General features: G+C 61.0%; 15 protein-coding genes. 4 read left to right on the forward strand and 11 right to left on the reverse strand.

Annotation, left to right across the window (positions count from 1 at the left end):
- Positions 1-2: 2 nt before the first annotated feature.
- From ACIY1O_RS07730 to torT, 5 genes are read right to left on the reverse strand one after another with little or no spacing between them, the layout of a single operon-like run.
- Positions 3-548, reverse strand: a complete 546-nt coding sequence (locus ACIY1O_RS07730) for a flavin reductase family protein (RefSeq protein WP_397474516.1) — start codon at positions 546-548, stop codon at positions 3-5.
- 20 nt (positions 549-568) lie between these two features.
- Complete coding sequence (locus tag ACIY1O_RS07735; protein ID WP_397474517.1) at positions 569-2,125, reverse strand: 4-hydroxyphenylacetate 3-hydroxylase N-terminal domain-containing protein; 1,557 nt, start codon at positions 2,123-2,125, stop codon at positions 569-571.
- A 41-nt stretch (positions 2,126-2,166) separates the two neighbouring features.
- Positions 2,167-3,177, reverse strand: a complete 1,011-nt coding sequence (locus ACIY1O_RS07740) for an ABC transporter permease (RefSeq protein WP_397474518.1) — start codon at positions 3,175-3,177, stop codon at positions 2,167-2,169.
- 9 nt (positions 3,178-3,186) lie between these two features.
- The gene (locus ACIY1O_RS07745; RefSeq protein WP_397474519.1) at positions 3,187-4,728 is read right to left on the reverse strand and encodes a sugar ABC transporter ATP-binding protein; all 1,542 of its coding nucleotides are present in this window, start codon (positions 4,726-4,728) and stop codon (positions 3,187-3,189) included.
- The gene (torT, locus tag ACIY1O_RS07750; RefSeq protein ID WP_397474520.1) at positions 4,728-5,795 is read right to left on the reverse strand and encodes a TMAO reductase system periplasmic protein TorT; all 1,068 of its coding nucleotides are present in this window, start codon (positions 5,793-5,795) and stop codon (positions 4,728-4,730) included. The genes ACIY1O_RS07745 and torT overlap by 1 nt, the downstream gene beginning before the upstream one ends.
- Positions 5,796-5,948: 153 nt before the next feature.
- Here torT and ACIY1O_RS07755 point away from each other — a divergent pair, with 153 nt between their 5' ends.
- The 3 genes from ACIY1O_RS07755 to ACIY1O_RS07765 all read left to right on the forward strand — a co-directional run bounded on the left by ACIY1O_RS07755 (position 5,949) and on the right by ACIY1O_RS07765 (position 10,638).
- The gene (locus tag ACIY1O_RS07755) at positions 5,949-6,908 is read left to right on the forward strand and encodes a LysR family transcriptional regulator (RefSeq protein WP_397474521.1); all 960 of its coding nucleotides are present in this window, start codon (positions 5,949-5,951) and stop codon (positions 6,906-6,908) included.
- Between the two features lie 97 nt (positions 6,909-7,005).
- Positions 7,006-9,423: a 3-hydroxyacyl-CoA dehydrogenase NAD-binding domain-containing protein gene (locus ACIY1O_RS07760; protein WP_397474522.1), complete on the forward strand. Its 2,418-nt coding sequence runs from the start codon at positions 7,006-7,008 to the stop codon at positions 9,421-9,423.
- Positions 9,424-9,441: 18 nt separating this feature from the next.
- Positions 9,442-10,638, forward strand: coding sequence for an acetyl-CoA C-acyltransferase (locus ACIY1O_RS07765; RefSeq protein WP_397474523.1), 1,197 nt, complete (start codon positions 9,442-9,444; stop codon positions 10,636-10,638).
- Positions 10,639-10,752: 114 nt separating this feature from the next.
- Here ACIY1O_RS07765 and ACIY1O_RS07770 read toward each other — a convergent pair whose 3' ends face one another.
- Genes ACIY1O_RS07770 through ACIY1O_RS07795 form a run of 6 tightly spaced genes read right to left on the reverse strand, consistent with a single transcriptional unit; the run spans position 10,753 to position 15,814 of the window.
- Positions 10,753-11,517 (reverse strand): ABC transporter permease, encoded by a 765-nt coding sequence (locus tag ACIY1O_RS07770; protein ID WP_397474524.1) that lies wholly within the window; start codon positions 11,515-11,517, stop codon positions 10,753-10,755.
- Entirely contained in the window at positions 11,514-12,278 is a 765-nt protein-coding gene (locus ACIY1O_RS07775; protein ID WP_397474525.1) for an ABC transporter permease, read from the reverse strand. Before ACIY1O_RS07775 ends, ACIY1O_RS07770 begins: the two co-directional genes overlap by 4 nt.
- Position 12,279: 1 nt before the next feature.
- A complete protein-coding gene (locus ACIY1O_RS07780) occupies positions 12,280-13,044 on the reverse strand; it encodes an ABC transporter ATP-binding protein (RefSeq protein ID WP_397474526.1) in 765 nt (254 codons plus the stop codon).
- 6 nt (positions 13,045-13,050) lie between these two features.
- Positions 13,051-13,992, reverse strand: a complete 942-nt coding sequence (locus ACIY1O_RS07785) for an ABC transporter substrate-binding protein (RefSeq protein WP_397474527.1) — start codon at positions 13,990-13,992, stop codon at positions 13,051-13,053.
- Between the two features lie 32 nt (positions 13,993-14,024).
- Complete coding sequence (locus ACIY1O_RS07790; RefSeq protein WP_397474528.1) at positions 14,025-14,807, reverse strand: cyclase family protein; 783 nt, start codon at positions 14,805-14,807, stop codon at positions 14,025-14,027.
- A 20-nt stretch (positions 14,808-14,827) separates the two neighbouring features.
- Positions 14,828-15,814, reverse strand: a complete 987-nt coding sequence (locus ACIY1O_RS07795; protein ID WP_397474529.1) for a fumarylacetoacetate hydrolase family protein — start codon at positions 15,812-15,814, stop codon at positions 14,828-14,830.
- A gap of 195 nt (positions 15,815-16,009) precedes the next feature.
- On the opposite strand from ACIY1O_RS07795, the gene ACIY1O_RS07800 reads away from it, so the two are divergent.
- Positions 16,010-16,930 carry a LysR family transcriptional regulator gene (locus tag ACIY1O_RS07800; RefSeq protein WP_397474530.1) on the forward strand — a complete coding sequence of 307 codons (921 nt, stop codon included), beginning with the start codon at positions 16,010-16,012 and terminating at the stop codon, positions 16,928-16,930.
- Positions 16,931-17,002: the final 72 nt, after the last annotated feature.

Raw genomic sequence — 17,002 nt, forward strand, 5'->3', positions numbered from 1 at the left:
TATCACTCCAGATGGGTCAGGCGGCCATAGCGGCCGCTGTGAAACAGCAAGGGCTCAGGCGTGTCTTCCAGCAGATGCAGCGCCTTCACCTCGCCGACGAACAAAGTGTGGTCGCCGCAGGGGTAGGCATGGCGCAACTCGGCGCCCAACTGCATTACCGCGTCGGCGATCACTTGCACGGAATCCAGCTGTTCGAACTCGGGCTTGCCTTCGGCCATCGGGCGGCCCGCAAAATGGTTGCTGGTCCGCTCTTGATGCTGGGCCAGTATGCTGATGCCGAATCGTCCGGTCTTCTGGATTTTTTCGTGCATGCGGGCGGTACGCGCCACCGATACCAGCACCAGCGGAGGCTCGAGCGAGCCCGACATGAACGCATTGGCGGTCATGGCGTGGACATCGCCGCTGCTTTCGGCCGTAATGACGACGACTCCGGTGGCGAACTGCCCCATGGCATCGCGGAACTGGCGCGGCGTGAACGTTGGTTCGTTGGATAGGCTTCGCGGCATGGTGGTGTGATCGTTGCGGATGGCTGTGCTGACTGAGGCCATGAGAAGATCCTCCTTGCGATTTATTTGCTCAGGATGCTGACGTCGTCGGGGTTGATCAGGTCGGGCACGGTCCAGCCGTCAAGGTCGTATTCGTTCAGGCACGAATCAGCGAATTCCTTGAACCTGGCGAGGTTGCCCGAGCCTTGCGCGGCCCACAAGTTGGTCATGCGCGTAACGTCGTTACTGCCGATGTAGTTGATCTCGTACAGTTCGTGGCGTGCGCCGAATTCGGTGCCGATGGCATCCCACAGCGCCTTCATGACCTTGACGCGCTCGATCGAGTCGATGCCGCCCGTGCCGCGCAGGTACTTATCCAAATAGGGGCGAATCTCGGGCTGCTTGAAGTCGGCCGTGTGCGAATTCAGATAGATCAGGCCGCTGGCCACGATCTCTTCGATGATGTTCTTGATCTTGGGCATGGCAATTTGGTTCATCACGCGATAGGCGCCGGCGTGGTGCGCATCGGGACGAATCATGCCGTTCCAGGGCTGAGCGCTCTTGGCCATGGCATCAGACAGCGCCCAGAACGTGTTGCGCCAGGCGATGACTTCGCCCAGCTTCGATTGCACGCCATGGAAGCCGCTGGCGCCGGTGATATCCAGTGCCTTGGCAAGCAGGCCCACAATGAAGTCGAGCTTGACGGCGAAGCGCGTGCAGCCATGCATCGAGGCGCGCTCAAGATAACCCGAGCCGGTGTTGTACTGGTTCGACAACTCGACGTTGTTGTGCATGAACACGTCTTCCCAGGGGATAAATACGTTGTCCAGCACCAGGATGGCGTCGTTCTCGTCCAGACGGCTGGAAAGCGGGTAGTCGAAGGGGCTGCCCAGGACGGCCGCGCGGTATTCGTTCGAAACACGGCACAACAGTTTTACTCCGGGCGCCCCTGTGGGCACGATGAAAACCGGAGCGAACTTGGGGTCTTGCATGGGCACTTGGGTGATGTGCGCCACAAAGGTGTAGTGCGTAAGCGCCGAGCCGGTGGCCACCACCTTTGCGCCGCTGACGTAGATGCCCGCATCGGTTTCCTTGACCACGCGCACGAACACATCGGAGCCGTCGGCGGAGGGGTTGGAGCGGTCCACCGGCGGATGCATGATGGCGTGGTTCACATACCAGGTTTTTTCCTGCGCCTTGCGATACCAGTTGCGTGCGTTTTGTTCAAAACCCTTGTAGAAATCGGCGTTGGCGCCCAAAGTGCCAAGGAAGCAGCCCTTGTAGTCGGGCGAGCGGCCCATCCAGCCCCAGGCCATGCGCTGCCATTCAGCGATGGCGTCCCGCGACGCAACCTGCTCTTCGATGTTGGAAGCGGCGCGATAAAAACGGTGGGTGAAGCCGCCCCATTCGGTCGGCATCGTCAAAATTTCTTTGCGCTTGGGGTCGTGCAAAGCGTCGTACATGCGCGCGATCATGCGGGCAGAGTTACGGAACGCCGGGTGCTCGGCGATGTTCTTGACACGCTCACCATAGATCCACACTTCGCGCCCGTCGTCCAGGCTTTTCAGGAACTCCTGGCCGGTAAAGGGAATGTGGTCGGCGTTGACTGTGGGGCTTTGTTGCTGCAAAGGCGCGTTCATAAGCTTCTCCTGGAGAAATGCGTTGAGTTTTGAGTGATCCGTCAGCGTCTGGACAGTGCCATTGCCAGGATCAAGATCGAGCCGATGACCATCGTTTGCGCATAGGCTCCGATCTGCATCAGGTTCATGCCGTTTTGTACGAAGACGATAAGCAAGGTGCCTACTACCACGGCAAGGGTTCGTCCCACTCCGCCCGACAGGGCGACGCCCGCGATCACGCACGCGGCGATTGATTCAAGCGGCAGAGTGGAACCGATGTTGGATTCTCCGGTGTCCAGCCGGGCGGTGAGCAATAGCCCGGTCAGGGCCGACAGGACGCCGGCCACCACGAATGCAATGATGATCACCCGCGAGGTGCGTACGCCGGAAAGCTCGGCCGCCCGCAGGTTGCCGCCCGCGGCGTACAGGTGTCGGCCGAAGCGGGTCCATTCCAGCAATGCATAGACCACAGCCACGATGGCCAGGGCCACCAGCACGGGAATGGGAATGCCGGCCAGCTTGCCAAAGCCGAAAGTGGCGCCGAACTCTGGCGGAAGCCCATAGATGGGAATGCCGCCGCTGATGAAAAGCGTAATGCCGAACACCACCGAGGACATGCCCAAGGTCATCATGAAGGCGGGAATGCGCAGCACGGCTGTGCCCAGCCCGTTGACCAGGCCTACCAGACCTCCGGCCACCATGCCGGCGGCCGAGCCGGCCAAAATAGCCAGCGCGGGCGAGTCGGGATACGCTTCAAGCACGGATGCCATCACGGTGGCGCCGATAACCGAGGCCAGTGCCACGATCATGCCGACTGAAAGATCGAGGCCCCCGCCGATCAGCACAATCAGCTGCGCCATCGACACGATCAGCAGATAGACAGACTGCCGTCCAACATTGGTGAAGTTGTCCACGCTCAGAAAGCCCGGGGCGAACAGCGCAAACACCAAGAGCGACCCGAAAAATAGTGCCAGCAGCACCACGGCCGATTGATGGTCTCGAAGCCATTGCCGCGTGAAAACCTTCTTTGGGGTTGTCATGGGTGTGGGGGCTGAAGTAGTTACGGTATTCATAGGAAGTGCTCAAGCGAAAAACTGTTCGAGTATGGCCTGCTGATTGAAGTCCGCGCGTTCGAACTGCGCCACGGTCTCGCCTTTGCGCATGACGAACATGCGGTGGCAAAGCCCAAGCAGCTCGGGAAGGTCGGATGAGATCAGCAAAATGGCCGCGCCCTTGGCGCTGAGCTGGGCCAGGTAGCGGTAGATGGCCTGGCGTGCGCCCACGTCGACGCCCACCGTGGGTTCGTCGAAAATATAAATATCAATGTCTTGCGCCAGCCCTTTGGCCAGCATCACCTTTTGCTGGTTGCCGCCGGAGAAGTTGGATACGGGCTCGTTCCTTCGGACGAAAGGAAACTCTACGTGCCCCGCCAGTTTCGATACCAGGCCGGCTTCACGGCGCGGCTTGCGCAGCCGGCTTTTCTCCTGCCCGAACATCAAGGAGGACAGCGCCATATTATCGAAGGCGGTGCGCACCAGTGCCAAGCCGTCGTGCTTGCGGTCAGGCGGGCTATACCAGATTCCGTTTTCGATCGCTTCGCTGGGGTGATTAAAGCGCACTTGGCGGCCATCCAGCAAAATTTGCCCGGTCGCCAGTTTGTTTGCGCCGAATATGGCTTGTCCCAATTCGCTCTTGCCGCAGCCTACGAGGCCGGCCACGCCGACGATCTCTCCGGCCCGCACGTCGAGGCTGGCATCGACCACACAGTTATCGCGAGTAGCCAAACCCTGTAGCGACAGCCGCACTGCGCCCAGCTTGGTGGTTGGGGCGGGGTAGATATCAGCCAAGGTCCGGCCGGTCATGAGGCGGATCAAGGTATCTTCAGTGGTGTCGGCGCCTACCGTCGCGACAATCTGGCCGTCGCGCAGCACGGTAACTGTGTCACCGATGGCGGCGATCTCGTGCATGCGGTGCGTGATATAGACAATGGCCGTGCCCTCGGCCTTCAAGCGGTTCACCAAAGTGAACAGCGCTTGTGTATCGTGCTCTGAGAGCGACGCGGTGGGCTCGTCCAGGATCAGCACGCGGGGGCCTTGGCCCACAGCTTTGCAGATCTCGACCATTTGCTGCTTGCCTCGGGGCAGCAGCGCAACCAAGGCATCGGGGTCCAGTTCGAACCCCAAGTCGCCGATCAATTTGGCGGCCTTGGCGCGCATCAGCCTCTTGGCCAATACGCCGAGCCCGTTCGCCTCTTCTTCTCCAAGCGAGATGTTGTCTGAAACACTCAGGTGCGGAATCAGTGAGAACTCCTGGAACACGGCGCGGATGCCCAGGTTCCGGGCGATGGCCACGGAATCAAGCTCGACGCGAGCTCCGTCGATCTCGATATGGCCTTCACTGGGCTGGTTGGCGCCGGCAAGCATCGAAATAAGCGTCGACTTGCCTGCGCCGTTCTCGCCGAACAGCACGTGCACCTCGCCGGGAACCAGCGCGAGGTTGACGTTGCGCAGCGCATGGTGATTTCCATAGCGCTTGCCCAGGTTGTGTACGCACAGCAGAGGCTTTGCGTATTCGGCAGCATCTTGCGGCGCTGCATCAGGCCTGGTGTTCAGCGTGGCGTGCATTATTTTGCCTCGACGCGGAAGACCGGGCGGAAGGTGCGGGGCGCCAAGACTGAGTCGATGTCCAGAGTCGCAGTGTCTTCTTTCTGGTAGACCTTGCCGACGGGGCCGATGTTGCGCTGCACGTCTTTCTTCTCGATCAGGCGCACGGCCTGGTCGACGGCAATGCGACCGACAGTAACGACTGGGGCCATGCCGGCCGCTTCGATGGCGCCGGACTTGACACCTTGATAGACGCCGGGCGTTGTGTAGACCGACACGACCTTGACCTTGTTCGTCAGGTCACGGGCGCGCAGCACAGGAACGGCGGCTTCCGCGGTGACGGCGGTGCCCACCACGTAGTCGATGTCGGAATGTGTTTGCAGCATGTCTTCGATCAGGCGTGCCTGGATTTCCTTGCCGGTATCGCCGTATTTGGTTTCTGCGATTTCGACCGCGCTGCCTTCGATGCCTTCGAGGAAGCCGCTGTTGAACAGCTCTACCCAACCGGCGCCGGCTGGGCCGGGCAGCCAGGCGACTTTCACTTTGTCGCTGCCGGCCGGATGGCGTTCGGCCAGGTAACGGCCGGCGCGCAGGCCTTCATCGCTGGGGATGGTCAACACGTGGGCGTCTACGCCTTCGGACGTGATGCCGTTGTACGCATCGACCACATAGACGCCTTTGGATTTGAGGTCGGCAACCAGGTTGCCCAGGCCGTCTTGCGAGATGGCGCCGATCACAACCGCTTGGGCTCCGCCGGCGACGCAGTTCTCGATCTGCGAGATCTGATTATTCAGTTGCGTGTAGCCGCCGGCGTCGAGCACCTGCAGGTTGATACCCAGCCGCTTGGCCTCTTCCGTGACGCCGTAGTCAGCCGCCAGCCAGAACGAGTCTTTCATGTGCGGGAATGAAACGCAGACGTTCCAAGGCTTTTCCGCCTTGTCCAGCGCGACATAGGTTGCCGGCGTGCGGCTGCCGTCAGCTTCCAGGGCTTCGACTTCCAGCGGGAACCATTCGGCATGGGCGGACAGGGAACCCATCAGCAGCATTGCTGCGCCGGTGGCCTTCAAACTGGTTTTCAATATTTTCATTACGATCTCCTCTCGTGGGCGTTATGGGGCCCTGTCGGTATGGGCGTTTCTTGATGCGAGAGGCCAGTTTCTTTCGTGGCACAGGTGCAGTCCATTGACTTTTTGATGCATACTTATAACCAATTGGTTATAAATGAAAGGGGGTTCTTGCCCATGGCAAAGCTGGATTGGTATATCCGCTCGAGCCTGAAACTCTCGCATTTCCAGCTTCTAGTGGCTTTGGACGAGTTTCGCAATATCGGTAAAGTGGCGGCGCACTTGAATGTGAGTCAGCCGGCGGTGTCCAAGAATTTATCTGCCCTTGAAACAAATCTAGGGTTTCCCCTATTCAAAAGAACGACCCGGGGAATGGAGCCATCGGAGCATGGAGAGTGTTTAATCCGGCACGCTCATGATATTTTGCGTCGCCTTTCCACCATCGAGGACGAACTGCGCGACATCAGCGATGGGCGCATTGGGCGGGTTTCTCTTGGGGTGCTGCCTTCGGCTGCCACCGTTCTATTGCCCCGTTTTGTCGCCCACCTGAATCGTCTGAATGCAGAGATCACTATTTCGGTGCGGGAAGGCACCATGGAAAACCTGCTGCCGCGCTTGCGAACGGGAGACGTCGATTTTGTGGTGGGTACTCAGCCGCGACGGCGCCTGGGAGAAGAGTTCGGAACCGAGTTGCTGTATGAAGACCCCATTGTTGTGGTCGTGGGCCCCAGCCATCCGCTGGCCAATGCGCCTCGGCCCCAATGGCGCATGCTGGGCGGATACCCCATGGTATTGCCCACGCAGGACGCATCGACGCGCTCGGTCATTGAAGAGTTCCTGCTCGACCAGAAGTTGAAGGTACCCAGCCAGCACTTGGAATCGCTCTCGACCCTGACGAATATCGGCGTATTGCAATACACCGACTCGGTCGGGTTCATGACCCGTGTCCTGGCGCAGTATTTCCAGGACCTGGGCTTGCTGAGCGTACTGCCGTTGCAGGTTCCTTATGCCACGATGCACGTGGGCCTGGTGTGGATGGCTGACCGGGGCAAGACGAAGGTGCATGAAGTTATCCTGGAAGAGTTCCGGTCAACGCGAGACATGCTGGTGCGCGACTTCCTGCTTAATCCTCTTTGAATTCGTCAGCGGCACAACTCGTTGCAGGTGAACCCACGCCTCACGTACTACACTAAAGCCAATGCCATCCCTTCTTTATCTGAACGGAGCGAAGTCTATGCAAACCAGTCATGCAGGCCAGTTTCATATCCGCAAGGTGGCGGTATGCGGCGCGGGGGTAATGGGGGCGCAAATTGCCGCCCATTGTGTAAACGCGGGAGTGCCCGTGGTGTTGTTCGACTTGCCCGCCAAAGAAGGCAAGCCCAATGGCATCGTCGACAAGGCCATCGCGCAGCTTCGCAAGGCCAAGCCGGCTCCGCTGGGCACGCCAGAGCTTGCCGACCTGATCACTGCGGCAAACTACCAGGACGATCTGCACCGCTTGGCTGAATGCGACCTGGTCATCGAGGCCATCGCCGAGCGCATGGATTGGAAGCAAGACCTCTACAAGCAATTGGCGCCCGCCATCAAGCCGGGGGCCATTGTGGCCAGCAATACTTCGGGGCTGTCCGTTACGCAACTGGCTCAGTCCTTGCCGGAGTCTTTGCGCTCGCGGTTTTGCGGGGTTCATTTCTTCAACCCGCCCCGTTATATGTCGCTGGTCGAGCTGATACCCACCGCCGACACTCAGCCCGTGCTGCTTGATGTGCTGGAAGCTTTTCTTGCCACCAGCCTGGGCAAAGGCGTGGTGCGCGCCAAAGATACGCCCAACTTCATCGGCAACCGCATTGGCGTATTTGGCATTTTGTCGGTGTTTGCACAGGCCGAGAAATACGGGCTCACCTACGAGCAGGTTGACGAGCTTACCGGCACCCGGCTGGGCCGGGCGAAATCCGGCACATTCCGCACCGCCGACGTGGTGGGGCTGGATACACTGGCCCACGTCATTCGCACCATGTGGGATCAATTGCCCAACGACCCTTTCCACGCGGCCTTCGCCATGCCGCCGGTGATAGAGGCACTGATCGAAAAAGGCGCGTTGGGGCAAAAGACCGGCGCCGGTTTCTACCGCAAAGAGGGCAAGGCCATATTGCGGCTTGACCCCAAGAAAGGTGAATACGTGCCTGCCGATGCCAAAGTGGACGAAGGCGTGGCGGCGCTGCTGGCAGAGCGTGATGCAGGCAAGCGGCTGCGCGGATTGCGGCAATCCGATCATCCGCAGGCGCAATTTGTATGGGCAGTGTTGCGCGATATTTTCCATTACAGCGCCTTCCACCTGGCCGGCATCGCCGATACGGCGCGGCAGGTCGACCAAGCCATGATCTGGGGTTTCGGCCACAGCCAGGGGCCGTTCGAGGTCTGGCAGTCGGCGGGATGGCGTGAGGTGGCGCAGTGGGTCGCCGACGACATTCGCGATGGCAAGGCATTGGCGCCGGCCCCTTTGCCTGATTGGGTCTTCAATGGCCCGGTTGACCAGGCCCAGGGCGTGCATACCGCGCAAGGGTCCTGGAACCCCACGGCGCAAGACTTTCAGCAGCGCAGTGCCTTGCCCGTGTACGAGCGGCAGATCGGTGCGCCTCGCCTGGTGGGCGAAGCCAGCGACCTCAACGCCGAAGTCGTCTTCGAGGACGAGGCCGTAAAGTGCTGGACGCTGCCGGCGCCGCACCCGTCAGATGTGCTTATCGTGTCGTTCAAGACCAAGATGCACACGCTAAGCCCCGAGGTACTGAAAGGCGTTGAGCATGCCGTTGACCTTGCCGAGGGCTCGTTCAAGGCGCTGGTCGTCGGCCAACTGACTGACCCGTTCTCGGCCGGCGCCGACCTGAAATCCATGTTGCCGCTGTTTGCGGCGGGCGGCCCCAAGGCGGTCGAGCCGGTTGAGCGCGCCATGCAAGATATGGCGATGCGCCTGCGCTACGCCCAGGTACCGGTGGTGGCTGCGCTGGCGGGCATGGCCTTGGGCGGCGGCTGCGAACTTGCGCTGCACTGCGCACGCCGAGTCGCCCATTTTGAAACCTATATGGGTCTGGTCGAAGCCGGGCTGGGCCTGGTGCCCGGCGCCGGCGGGCTGGCGTGGAGTGCCCGGCGGGCGGCCGAGCTGCAGGCCCAGGGTGCGCCCGATGCGCCTCTTCTGGCCTACCTCAAGCGCTTTGCCTTCCCCATTGCACAGGCCACCGTTGCCACCTCGGCGCTGCATGCGCGCGATATCGGCTATCTGCTGCCATCCGACCCTGTCGTGATGAACCGCCACGAACTGCTTTATGTGGCCGTGCGCGAAGCTCATGCCATGGCCGAGGCCGGCTGGCGCCCGCCCATGCCCGTGCCGTTTCCCGTGGCCGGGCGCGACGGCATTGCCACGCTCAAAGGGCAACTGGTCAACATGCGCGTGGGCGGCTTCATCTCCGAGCACGACTATCACGTGGCAGCCACCGTCGCCCAAGTGATGTGCGGCGGCGATCTCGACCCGGGGGAGCGCGTCGACGAAGCCTGGATGCTGACGCGCGAACGCGAAGCCTTTCTTGGTTTGCTGGCCCATCCCAAAACACAGGAACGCATCATGGGCTTTGTGAAAACCGGCAAGCCGGTGCGTAACTGAGGCCAAAGGAGACGACACATGACCACATTGCAACAAGCGTACATCGTTGCCGCCACGCGCAGCCCCATAGGCAAGGCGCCGCGAGGCACCCTGGCCCACTATCGCCCCGACGATCTTCTGGCCCAGGTATTGCAAGGCCTGCTGGCGCAAGCGCCCGGCCTTGATCCGGCTGCGGTCGAAGACGTCATCGTGGGTTGCGCAATACCCGAAGGCCCGCAGGGGTTCAACGTGGCGCGCCTGGGCGTTTTGCTGGCCGGTTTGCCGGATACCGTGCCGGGTGTAACGGTCAACCGCTTTTGCGCATCCGGCCTTACCGCCTTGGCCATGGCGGCTGACCGCATCCGCGTGGGCGAGGCCGATGTAATGATCGCCGCGGGCACCGAATCCATGAGCCAGGTGCCCATCATCGGCCCCAACACCACTTTCAGCCCCCGCATTTTCGAGCGCGATGAGAACCTTGGCATTGCCTACGGCATGGGCCAGACGGCCGAGCAAGTGGCCGAGCAATGGAAGGTGTCCCGCGAAGACCAGGACGCGTTCGCATTGCAGTCACATCAGCGCGCCCTGGCCGCGCAAAAGGCGGGGGAATTCAACGACGAGATCATGCCCGTCGAAGTGGTACGGCGCACGCCCAACCTGGCGGCCGACGAAGTGGTGGAAACGCGCAAGAACTTCTCTTTGGACGAAGGGCCGCGCGCCGACACCAGCATCGAGGCGCTGGCCAGGCTTAGGCCTGTGTTTGCGGCCAAGGGCAGCGTCACGGCGGGCAACAGCTCGCAGATGTCTGACGGCGCAGGCGCCTTGCTGGTGGTGTCCGAGCGTGCGCTCAAGGCGCACAACCTGACGCCGCTGGCTCGTTTTGTGTCTTTTGCCGTGCGGGGGGTGCCGCCCCAGATAATGGGCATAGGGCCCAAGTTCGCCATACCGGAAGTATTGCAGCGCGCGGGCCTTACCCTGGACAAAATGGGTTGGATCGAGCTGAACGAGGCCTTTGCGGCACAGGCTCTGGCCGTTATACGAGACCTCGACCTCAATCCGAAGGTCGTCAACCCCATGGGCGGCGCCATCGCCCTGGGCCACCCTCTGGGCGCCACCGGCGCCATCCGCTCGGCGACGGTCGTGCATGCCATGCAGCGGCACAAGCTGGATTACGGCATGGTGACGATGTGCGTGGGCACCGGCATGGGGGCGGCGGGAATCTTTGAGCGCGTCTAAATAGAACGGTTCGGACCAGCGTCAGAAACGTTCGCATCGATCAAGCGGGGCCAGCCCTTTGCAATGCGGCCCCGCTTGATTGATGCTGATCTAACCCATTTGCCGCGCGTTTTTCTACGGGTTCTGCCAGCGCAGTAGTTTCCTCTCGGCCAAGGCCAGCAGGCCATTGGCCGCGAACCCTATGGCTCCCAGCAAAACGACCCCGGCGAACAGCTCGCTGGCGCGAAACGATCGGGCCGCCAGCAGCACAGCCTGGCCCAGGCCTGACTGCGAGGCGATCATTTCGCCCACCACCGCGATGATCAACGACACTGTCATCGACAGCCGCATGCCGGCGAGGATGTCGGGCATGGCGCTTGGCAGGGCGATCTTCCAACTGAACATGGCGCGCGACATTTGCAAGGCCTCGGACACTTCGCGCAGGCGTGGATGCACCGTGGCGAAGCCATGGACGGTAGCCAGCAGCACGGGCCACATCGAACCGAAGGCGACCACGAACAGCACCATCGAGGCATTGAGGCCGAAGATGGAAATAGCAAGCGGCATGATGGCCGAGGCCGGCAGGGGACGAATGAATTCGAGTGTGGGCTGCAACCACGCGCGTGCGGTGCTTGATATGCCTATCAGCGCCCCCAGCACGATGCCGAACAACGAGGCCAGCAGCCAGCCAAGCAGCATGCGGTTGATGGTGTCGAGGGTGTTGCCTATTAAGGCGCCGTCGAACAGCCCTTCAGACAGGCTGGCCAGCGTGGCTTCGGGGGTGGGCAGAAACACCTTGCTGACCCACTCTTGGTGACTTGCAAGCCACCACAAGGCGATAATGGCCAGAAACACCAGCAAGGATTCAATTACGCCTGCGATGCGGGAACGCGCGTTCATGGTCGGCCTCCCATGCGCCGGTCGACTTGTGCTTGCAGCAGCAGGGCCAGTTCGTTGATCACATATCCGACGACGCCGATCCAGAACAGCCAGGCGAGCATCAGCGCAGGTTGCAGGCTTTGCTGGGCAATCATGATGGCATAGCCCATGCCGTGAGGGTTGGCCACGATCTCGACCGTAACGGCCACGACCAGTGCGATGGCGACGCCTTGGCGTAGAGCGACAAATAGCCTGGGCAGCATGGATGGCAGAATGATCTTCCACACTTGCTGCCTGTAGGTAAGTTGCAAGGCCTGCGATACTTCGAGCAATATGGGTTCTACTTGGCGCGCGGCGGCCTGCGTCAGGATCAACATGGGCCAGAAGGTGGCGAAGGCAATAACGCTTACTTCCATGTTGACGCCGAAGCCGAATATCAGCATGGCAAGCGGAATAAGCGCCACCGAGGGTATGGGTCGAAACACCTCTATTGAAAAGAAGCTCATGCGAGCAGCGCGGGGTGACAGCCCCAATACAATGCCAAGCCCGATGCCGGCGATGCAGGCCAGCGCCAGGCCAAGCCCGGCCGACATCAATGTGAAGCCGGTGGCGGAAATAATATCGCCGTTGAACAGGGCGTCGATGAACGCGCTGAGCGCTTCCGACGGCGGTGCGAGGGCATCGCTATTAGGGGCCACGCGCCGCGTATAGATTTCAAGCGCACCGATCAGCAGGGCGGGAAAGACAAGGGGCCTGAGCCAGCGAAACAAGGTTCCTGCCATGTCAATCGTGCCCCAGATATTGGTATAGCTCGCGTCGCAGGCGCAGGAAGTCGGGGTGCTCTTTGGTTGATAGCTGATCGCGTGGATGAGGAATAGCCACGTCGATGACCGCCGCCAGACTGGGAAGTGCGGGCGTGGGGTTGCTGCGCAAGGCAATGACGCGGTCGCCCAAGTAGATGGCCTCTTCAAGGTCGTGGGTGACGAACAGCACGGTAAGGTTTTGCTCGCGTACCAGGCGCAGCAATTCATCTTGAAGGCTTTCGCGGGTCATTGCGTCGAGGGCGCCAAAGGGCTCGTCCATCATCAGCAGTTCGGGCTCTTGCGCCAGACATCGCGCAATTTGTACCCGCTGCTGCATGCCGCCCGACAACTGCGTGGGAAACTTGGCGGCGTGCGCGCCCAGGCCCACGGTTTCCAGCACTTTGGCGATGCGCGCGGGGCGCTGGCCGGCGGGCACGCCCGCCGCCTCGAGAGCCAGGCTGATGTTGCCCTCGACGGTGCGCCATGGCAGCAGGGCGCGGCCGTAATCCTGGAAGACAAATGCCACTTCGCGTGAGGGGCCTGTAACGGTCTTGCCTTGATGAACCACCGACCCGCCCGACGGCGTCACGAACCCGGCGGCGGCGCGCAGCAAGGTGGTCTTGCCGCAGCCCGAGGGCCCGATGATGGAAATGAACTCGCCTTTTTCCACCTCGAACCGGGTGGGCGACAAGATTTCGCGTCCGCCCAGGTGAATCGCGACGTCGTTGAAGCTGAGAATAGCCATTGGTGTTTACGAAATAATCAGCTTGGAAAGATCGAGCTTGTTCTTGAGCATGTCTTGTTGCTCCATGGTTTCCACCCAGTGGTTCAATTGCTCCGTTGTAATTGACGGGCTGGGCGGGTTGATTTCCATGGTGGCCAGCACCGGGGGCGGCAGCTTGATGTATTTGCCAAGCTGTTCGCGCACGGCCTTGTCGTTGGCAGGCTCGGTTACGAATTCAGCGCTTTGTGCAATAGCTTGCTGGAATGCTTTTACCTGGTCGGGGTTCTTTTCGGCCCAGTCGCGACGCGCGGCGAACACCATGGTTGGCATGCCTTCGGGCAACTCGGACAAATAGTGCGACATCAGGCGGCCGTTGCCGCTGGAGGTAATACGGCCCATGAAGGGATCGACCGTGACGACGCCGTCTATAGAGCCGCCGCGCAGCAAGTCGTTGTGCTGCGGGAAGGCGGCCTCGACAAACTTCACCTTGGTGTCGTCGACGCCGTTCTGGCGCAGCCATTTTCGGAAGGCCACGTGAAGCAGAGCCCCCAGGCCCGGCGCGCCGATGGTCTTGCCCACGCAATCTTGCGCGGTTTTGATGCCACTGGCTTCACTGACGACAAAGCCCGCGCCGGTTGTACCCTTTGTCAGTTGGGCCAGGCCTGCGATGATGACGTGGTCGAGGCCGCCGTCAACCGCTTGCAGAAACACCGAGGGGGTTTCAAGCGCGATGGTCAGCGAGCCGGATTGGACGGCCGGGGGCAGCGATGGGTTCAAGGGAATGAATCGGGCTTCAACGTCCAGGCCCCGCTCGTTGAAATAGCCTTCCTCGATGGCGCTGAACAAATATGCGGCGTCGGCCACAGTGGTGTAGCCCACCGATACCTTGGTGTTGGCAAACGCCCGGCCGGGCAAGGAGGCGTAAGTGAGCAGCGCAGCGGTGGCGCCTAGGAATTCTCTACGTTTCATGGTGTCTCCAGCAATGCATGTATTAGACAGGTTTATTCGAAAATGGCTACGGCTCGGGTCCAACCCGCCGACGCACCGCGAATCTTGTGGGGAAAGCAGCTGATGATAAAACCGTTGGGCGGCAAGGCTTCCAGGTTGTGCAGCTTTTCAAGATGGCAATAGCCGATGTCCTTGCCGGCTTTGTGGCCTTCCCACAGCAGGCTGGTGTCGCCGGTTTCAGCGAACTTCTTGGCCGTGTAGGAAAAGGGGGCGTCCCAGCTCCAGGCGTCGGTGCCGGTCAGGCGCACACCGCGTTCCAGCAGGTACATGGTGGCTTCGTAGCCCATGCCGCAACCCGTATTGATGTAGTCGTCATGACCATAGCGTGAGCCGGCACGAGTGTTCACCACCACAATCTCCAAAGGCTTCAGTGTATGGTCTATGCGCTTGAGTTCGGCCTCTACATCTGCGGCCGTAACCACATAGCCATCGGGCAAGTGCCTGAAATCAAGTTTCACGCCGGGCTGAAAGCACCACTCGAGCGGTACTTGGTCGATAGTGATCGAAGGCTTGGCTTCGCCCGATTTGCCGTCCATGGTCGAATGAAAATGCCAGGGCGCGTCAAGGTGGGTGCCGCTATGGGTGGTCAGGCGAACCCATTCTGATGCTGCGGCTTCGCCATCGGGATAGTCTTCCGGCCGCGTGCCGGGAAGCAGACGAGTGAACTCGTCGACGGTTTCCTTGTGTGTCTGGTATTCGATCCGGGGCGCCAGAGGCGGCGGATCAGACAAAACGTCGTTCTCAAGATAGATGGATAAGTCTACGAATCGGCGCATGGTGTTCCTTTTAATATGGCTTACGGGGCCGGCGCTTCCACGATGCGCTGGTCGATCACGCCGAACGGGGCGGAGCCGTCCGCGGCGGTGGCCTGCATGCGCACGCGATCACCGAACCGCATGAAAGATGTCTGGGACGCGCCCTGCTCGATAAGCTCGATGGCGCGGCGTTCGGCAATGCAGGCCGAGCCTGCCTCACGCTCAGCGTTCGAGACCGTGCCCGAACCGATGATGGTGCCGGCGGTCAGCTTGCGAGTCAGCGCGGCGTGCGCGATCAGCTGGTCGAAGCCGAAATTCATTTCAGCTCCGTTGGGCTGGCCGAACCACTCGCCGTTATATTCAATGTGCAATGGCAATTTGACCCGAGCGTCTTCCCACGCCGGGCCCAACTCATCCGGGGTGATGGCCACCGGAGCGAAGCTGGAAGATGGCTTGGCATGCAGGAAGCCGAAACCGGTGCGCATCTCGCGCGGGCCGAAACCGCGCAGGCTGACATCGTTGATCTGAACCAGCAGGGCAATGCGTTGCAACGCCTGCTCGGCTGGACAGGACATGGGCACGTGCTCGACGATGACGCCGAACTCGCCTTCGAAGTCGATGCCGTGCGCCTCGTCGGGCAGAGGGATGTCGTCGAGGGCGCCCAGGAAGTCATCGGATGCGCCCTGATACATCAGTGGAATCGTATCCGCATCCGGAATGGGGTCGGTGTTGAAGGCCTTTTCCATCAGGCGCGCATGATTCAGGAAAGCCGAGGCGTCGCACCACTGCGGAGCCCGCGGCAGGGGCGCTGCGGCTTGCGCCGGGTCGAAGTTGAAGGCATCCGCCGATTGGCCGGCATTGAGCTCCTGGTAGATTTGCTGCAGCAAGGGCTCGCATCGGCGCCAGTCTTGCAATGCGGCCAGAAGGTTCGGCGCGACCGCAGCCGCATCCACGGCCCGCGTCAGGTCGCGCGACACAACGACCAGGCGGCCGTCCAGGGTTTCGTTTTTAAGCGTTGCCAGTTTCATAAAGCCAAGCCCTTTGGGATAAAGCGTGCGCCACAGGCCTCGTGGCGGCGGTTCCTTGTTCTACATGGTAGGAAAATGACGCATCTAGCGGAAATCGATTTTGCCGATAGCAGGTATCATCGCGTTCGCACGATGCGGCGTCCCCTGCTATATGATCGGAGGCTGCGTAGGAACTCAAACCGAGGGAATCAGGGCATGCGCTATCAGCGAATCGATCTCAATCTGCTCGTCGCGCTCGACATCCTGCTGGCCGAGCGCAACGTCACGCGCGCCGCAGAGCGGCTTCACATCACTCAATCCGCCGCCAGCGGTGTGCTTGCGCGGCTGCGCGATTACTTTGAAGATCCATTGTTGGTCCAGGTGGGACGCGACATGCGCCTAACCCCGCTGGCCGAAAACCTCGTCGACCAGGTGCGCGACATTATCGTGCGTATCGACAGCACCATGGAATCGCGCCCCGAATTCGTGCCCGCCGAGGCCGAGCGTCATTTCATCATCATTGCATCGGACTACGTGTCGCGGGTGTTGATGGCGGACGTCTTGCAACGCATAAGCACCCTGGCGCCCCGACTTACCTTCGAAGTGAGGCCCACGTCACCCATGATGGTTCGCGATATCGAACAAGGCAGGGTCGACCTGCTGGTGACCCCGGCTCACTTGGTCAGCGCCGACCACCCGCATACGATGCTTTTTGATGACTCGTACACCGTGGTGGCATGGGACCAGAACCCGCTGTGCAAAGAAGGCCTTACGCTCGAAGCCTACCGTTCCGCCGGTCACGTCGCCTATCGCGTCGGCCGTGGCGGCAACCCGTGGTTTGAGCAGTGGTACGCCAACCAGCATCCCGACTCGCGCCGGGTCGAGGTCATTACCCACGACTTCAACCTTATCTCTCGCTTTGTCATCGGTACGAACCGGCTTGCCACCGTGCAGACCCGCCTTGCCACTCAGTTCGAAGAGTCGATGCCGGTGCGGCTGCTTCCGCTGCCCATGGAGACCCCCCGTCTGGTCGAGGTTTTACAGTGGCACACATACCGAGATTCTGACCCCGGTTGTGCATGGCTGCGCGAGCAGATCATAGAAACTGCCCGGCGGCTGCCTGATATTAGCGATTGAAACCCCGCCAGTGCCCATTTTGCGGGCAGGCATTTCCCCTGAATACACAAGGCCTGGCGCCGCGCACGCTCA

This window comes from Pusillimonas sp. (genome assembly GCF_044464525.1).
GTDB lineage: Bacteria > Pseudomonadota > Gammaproteobacteria > Burkholderiales > Burkholderiaceae_B > Pusillimonas.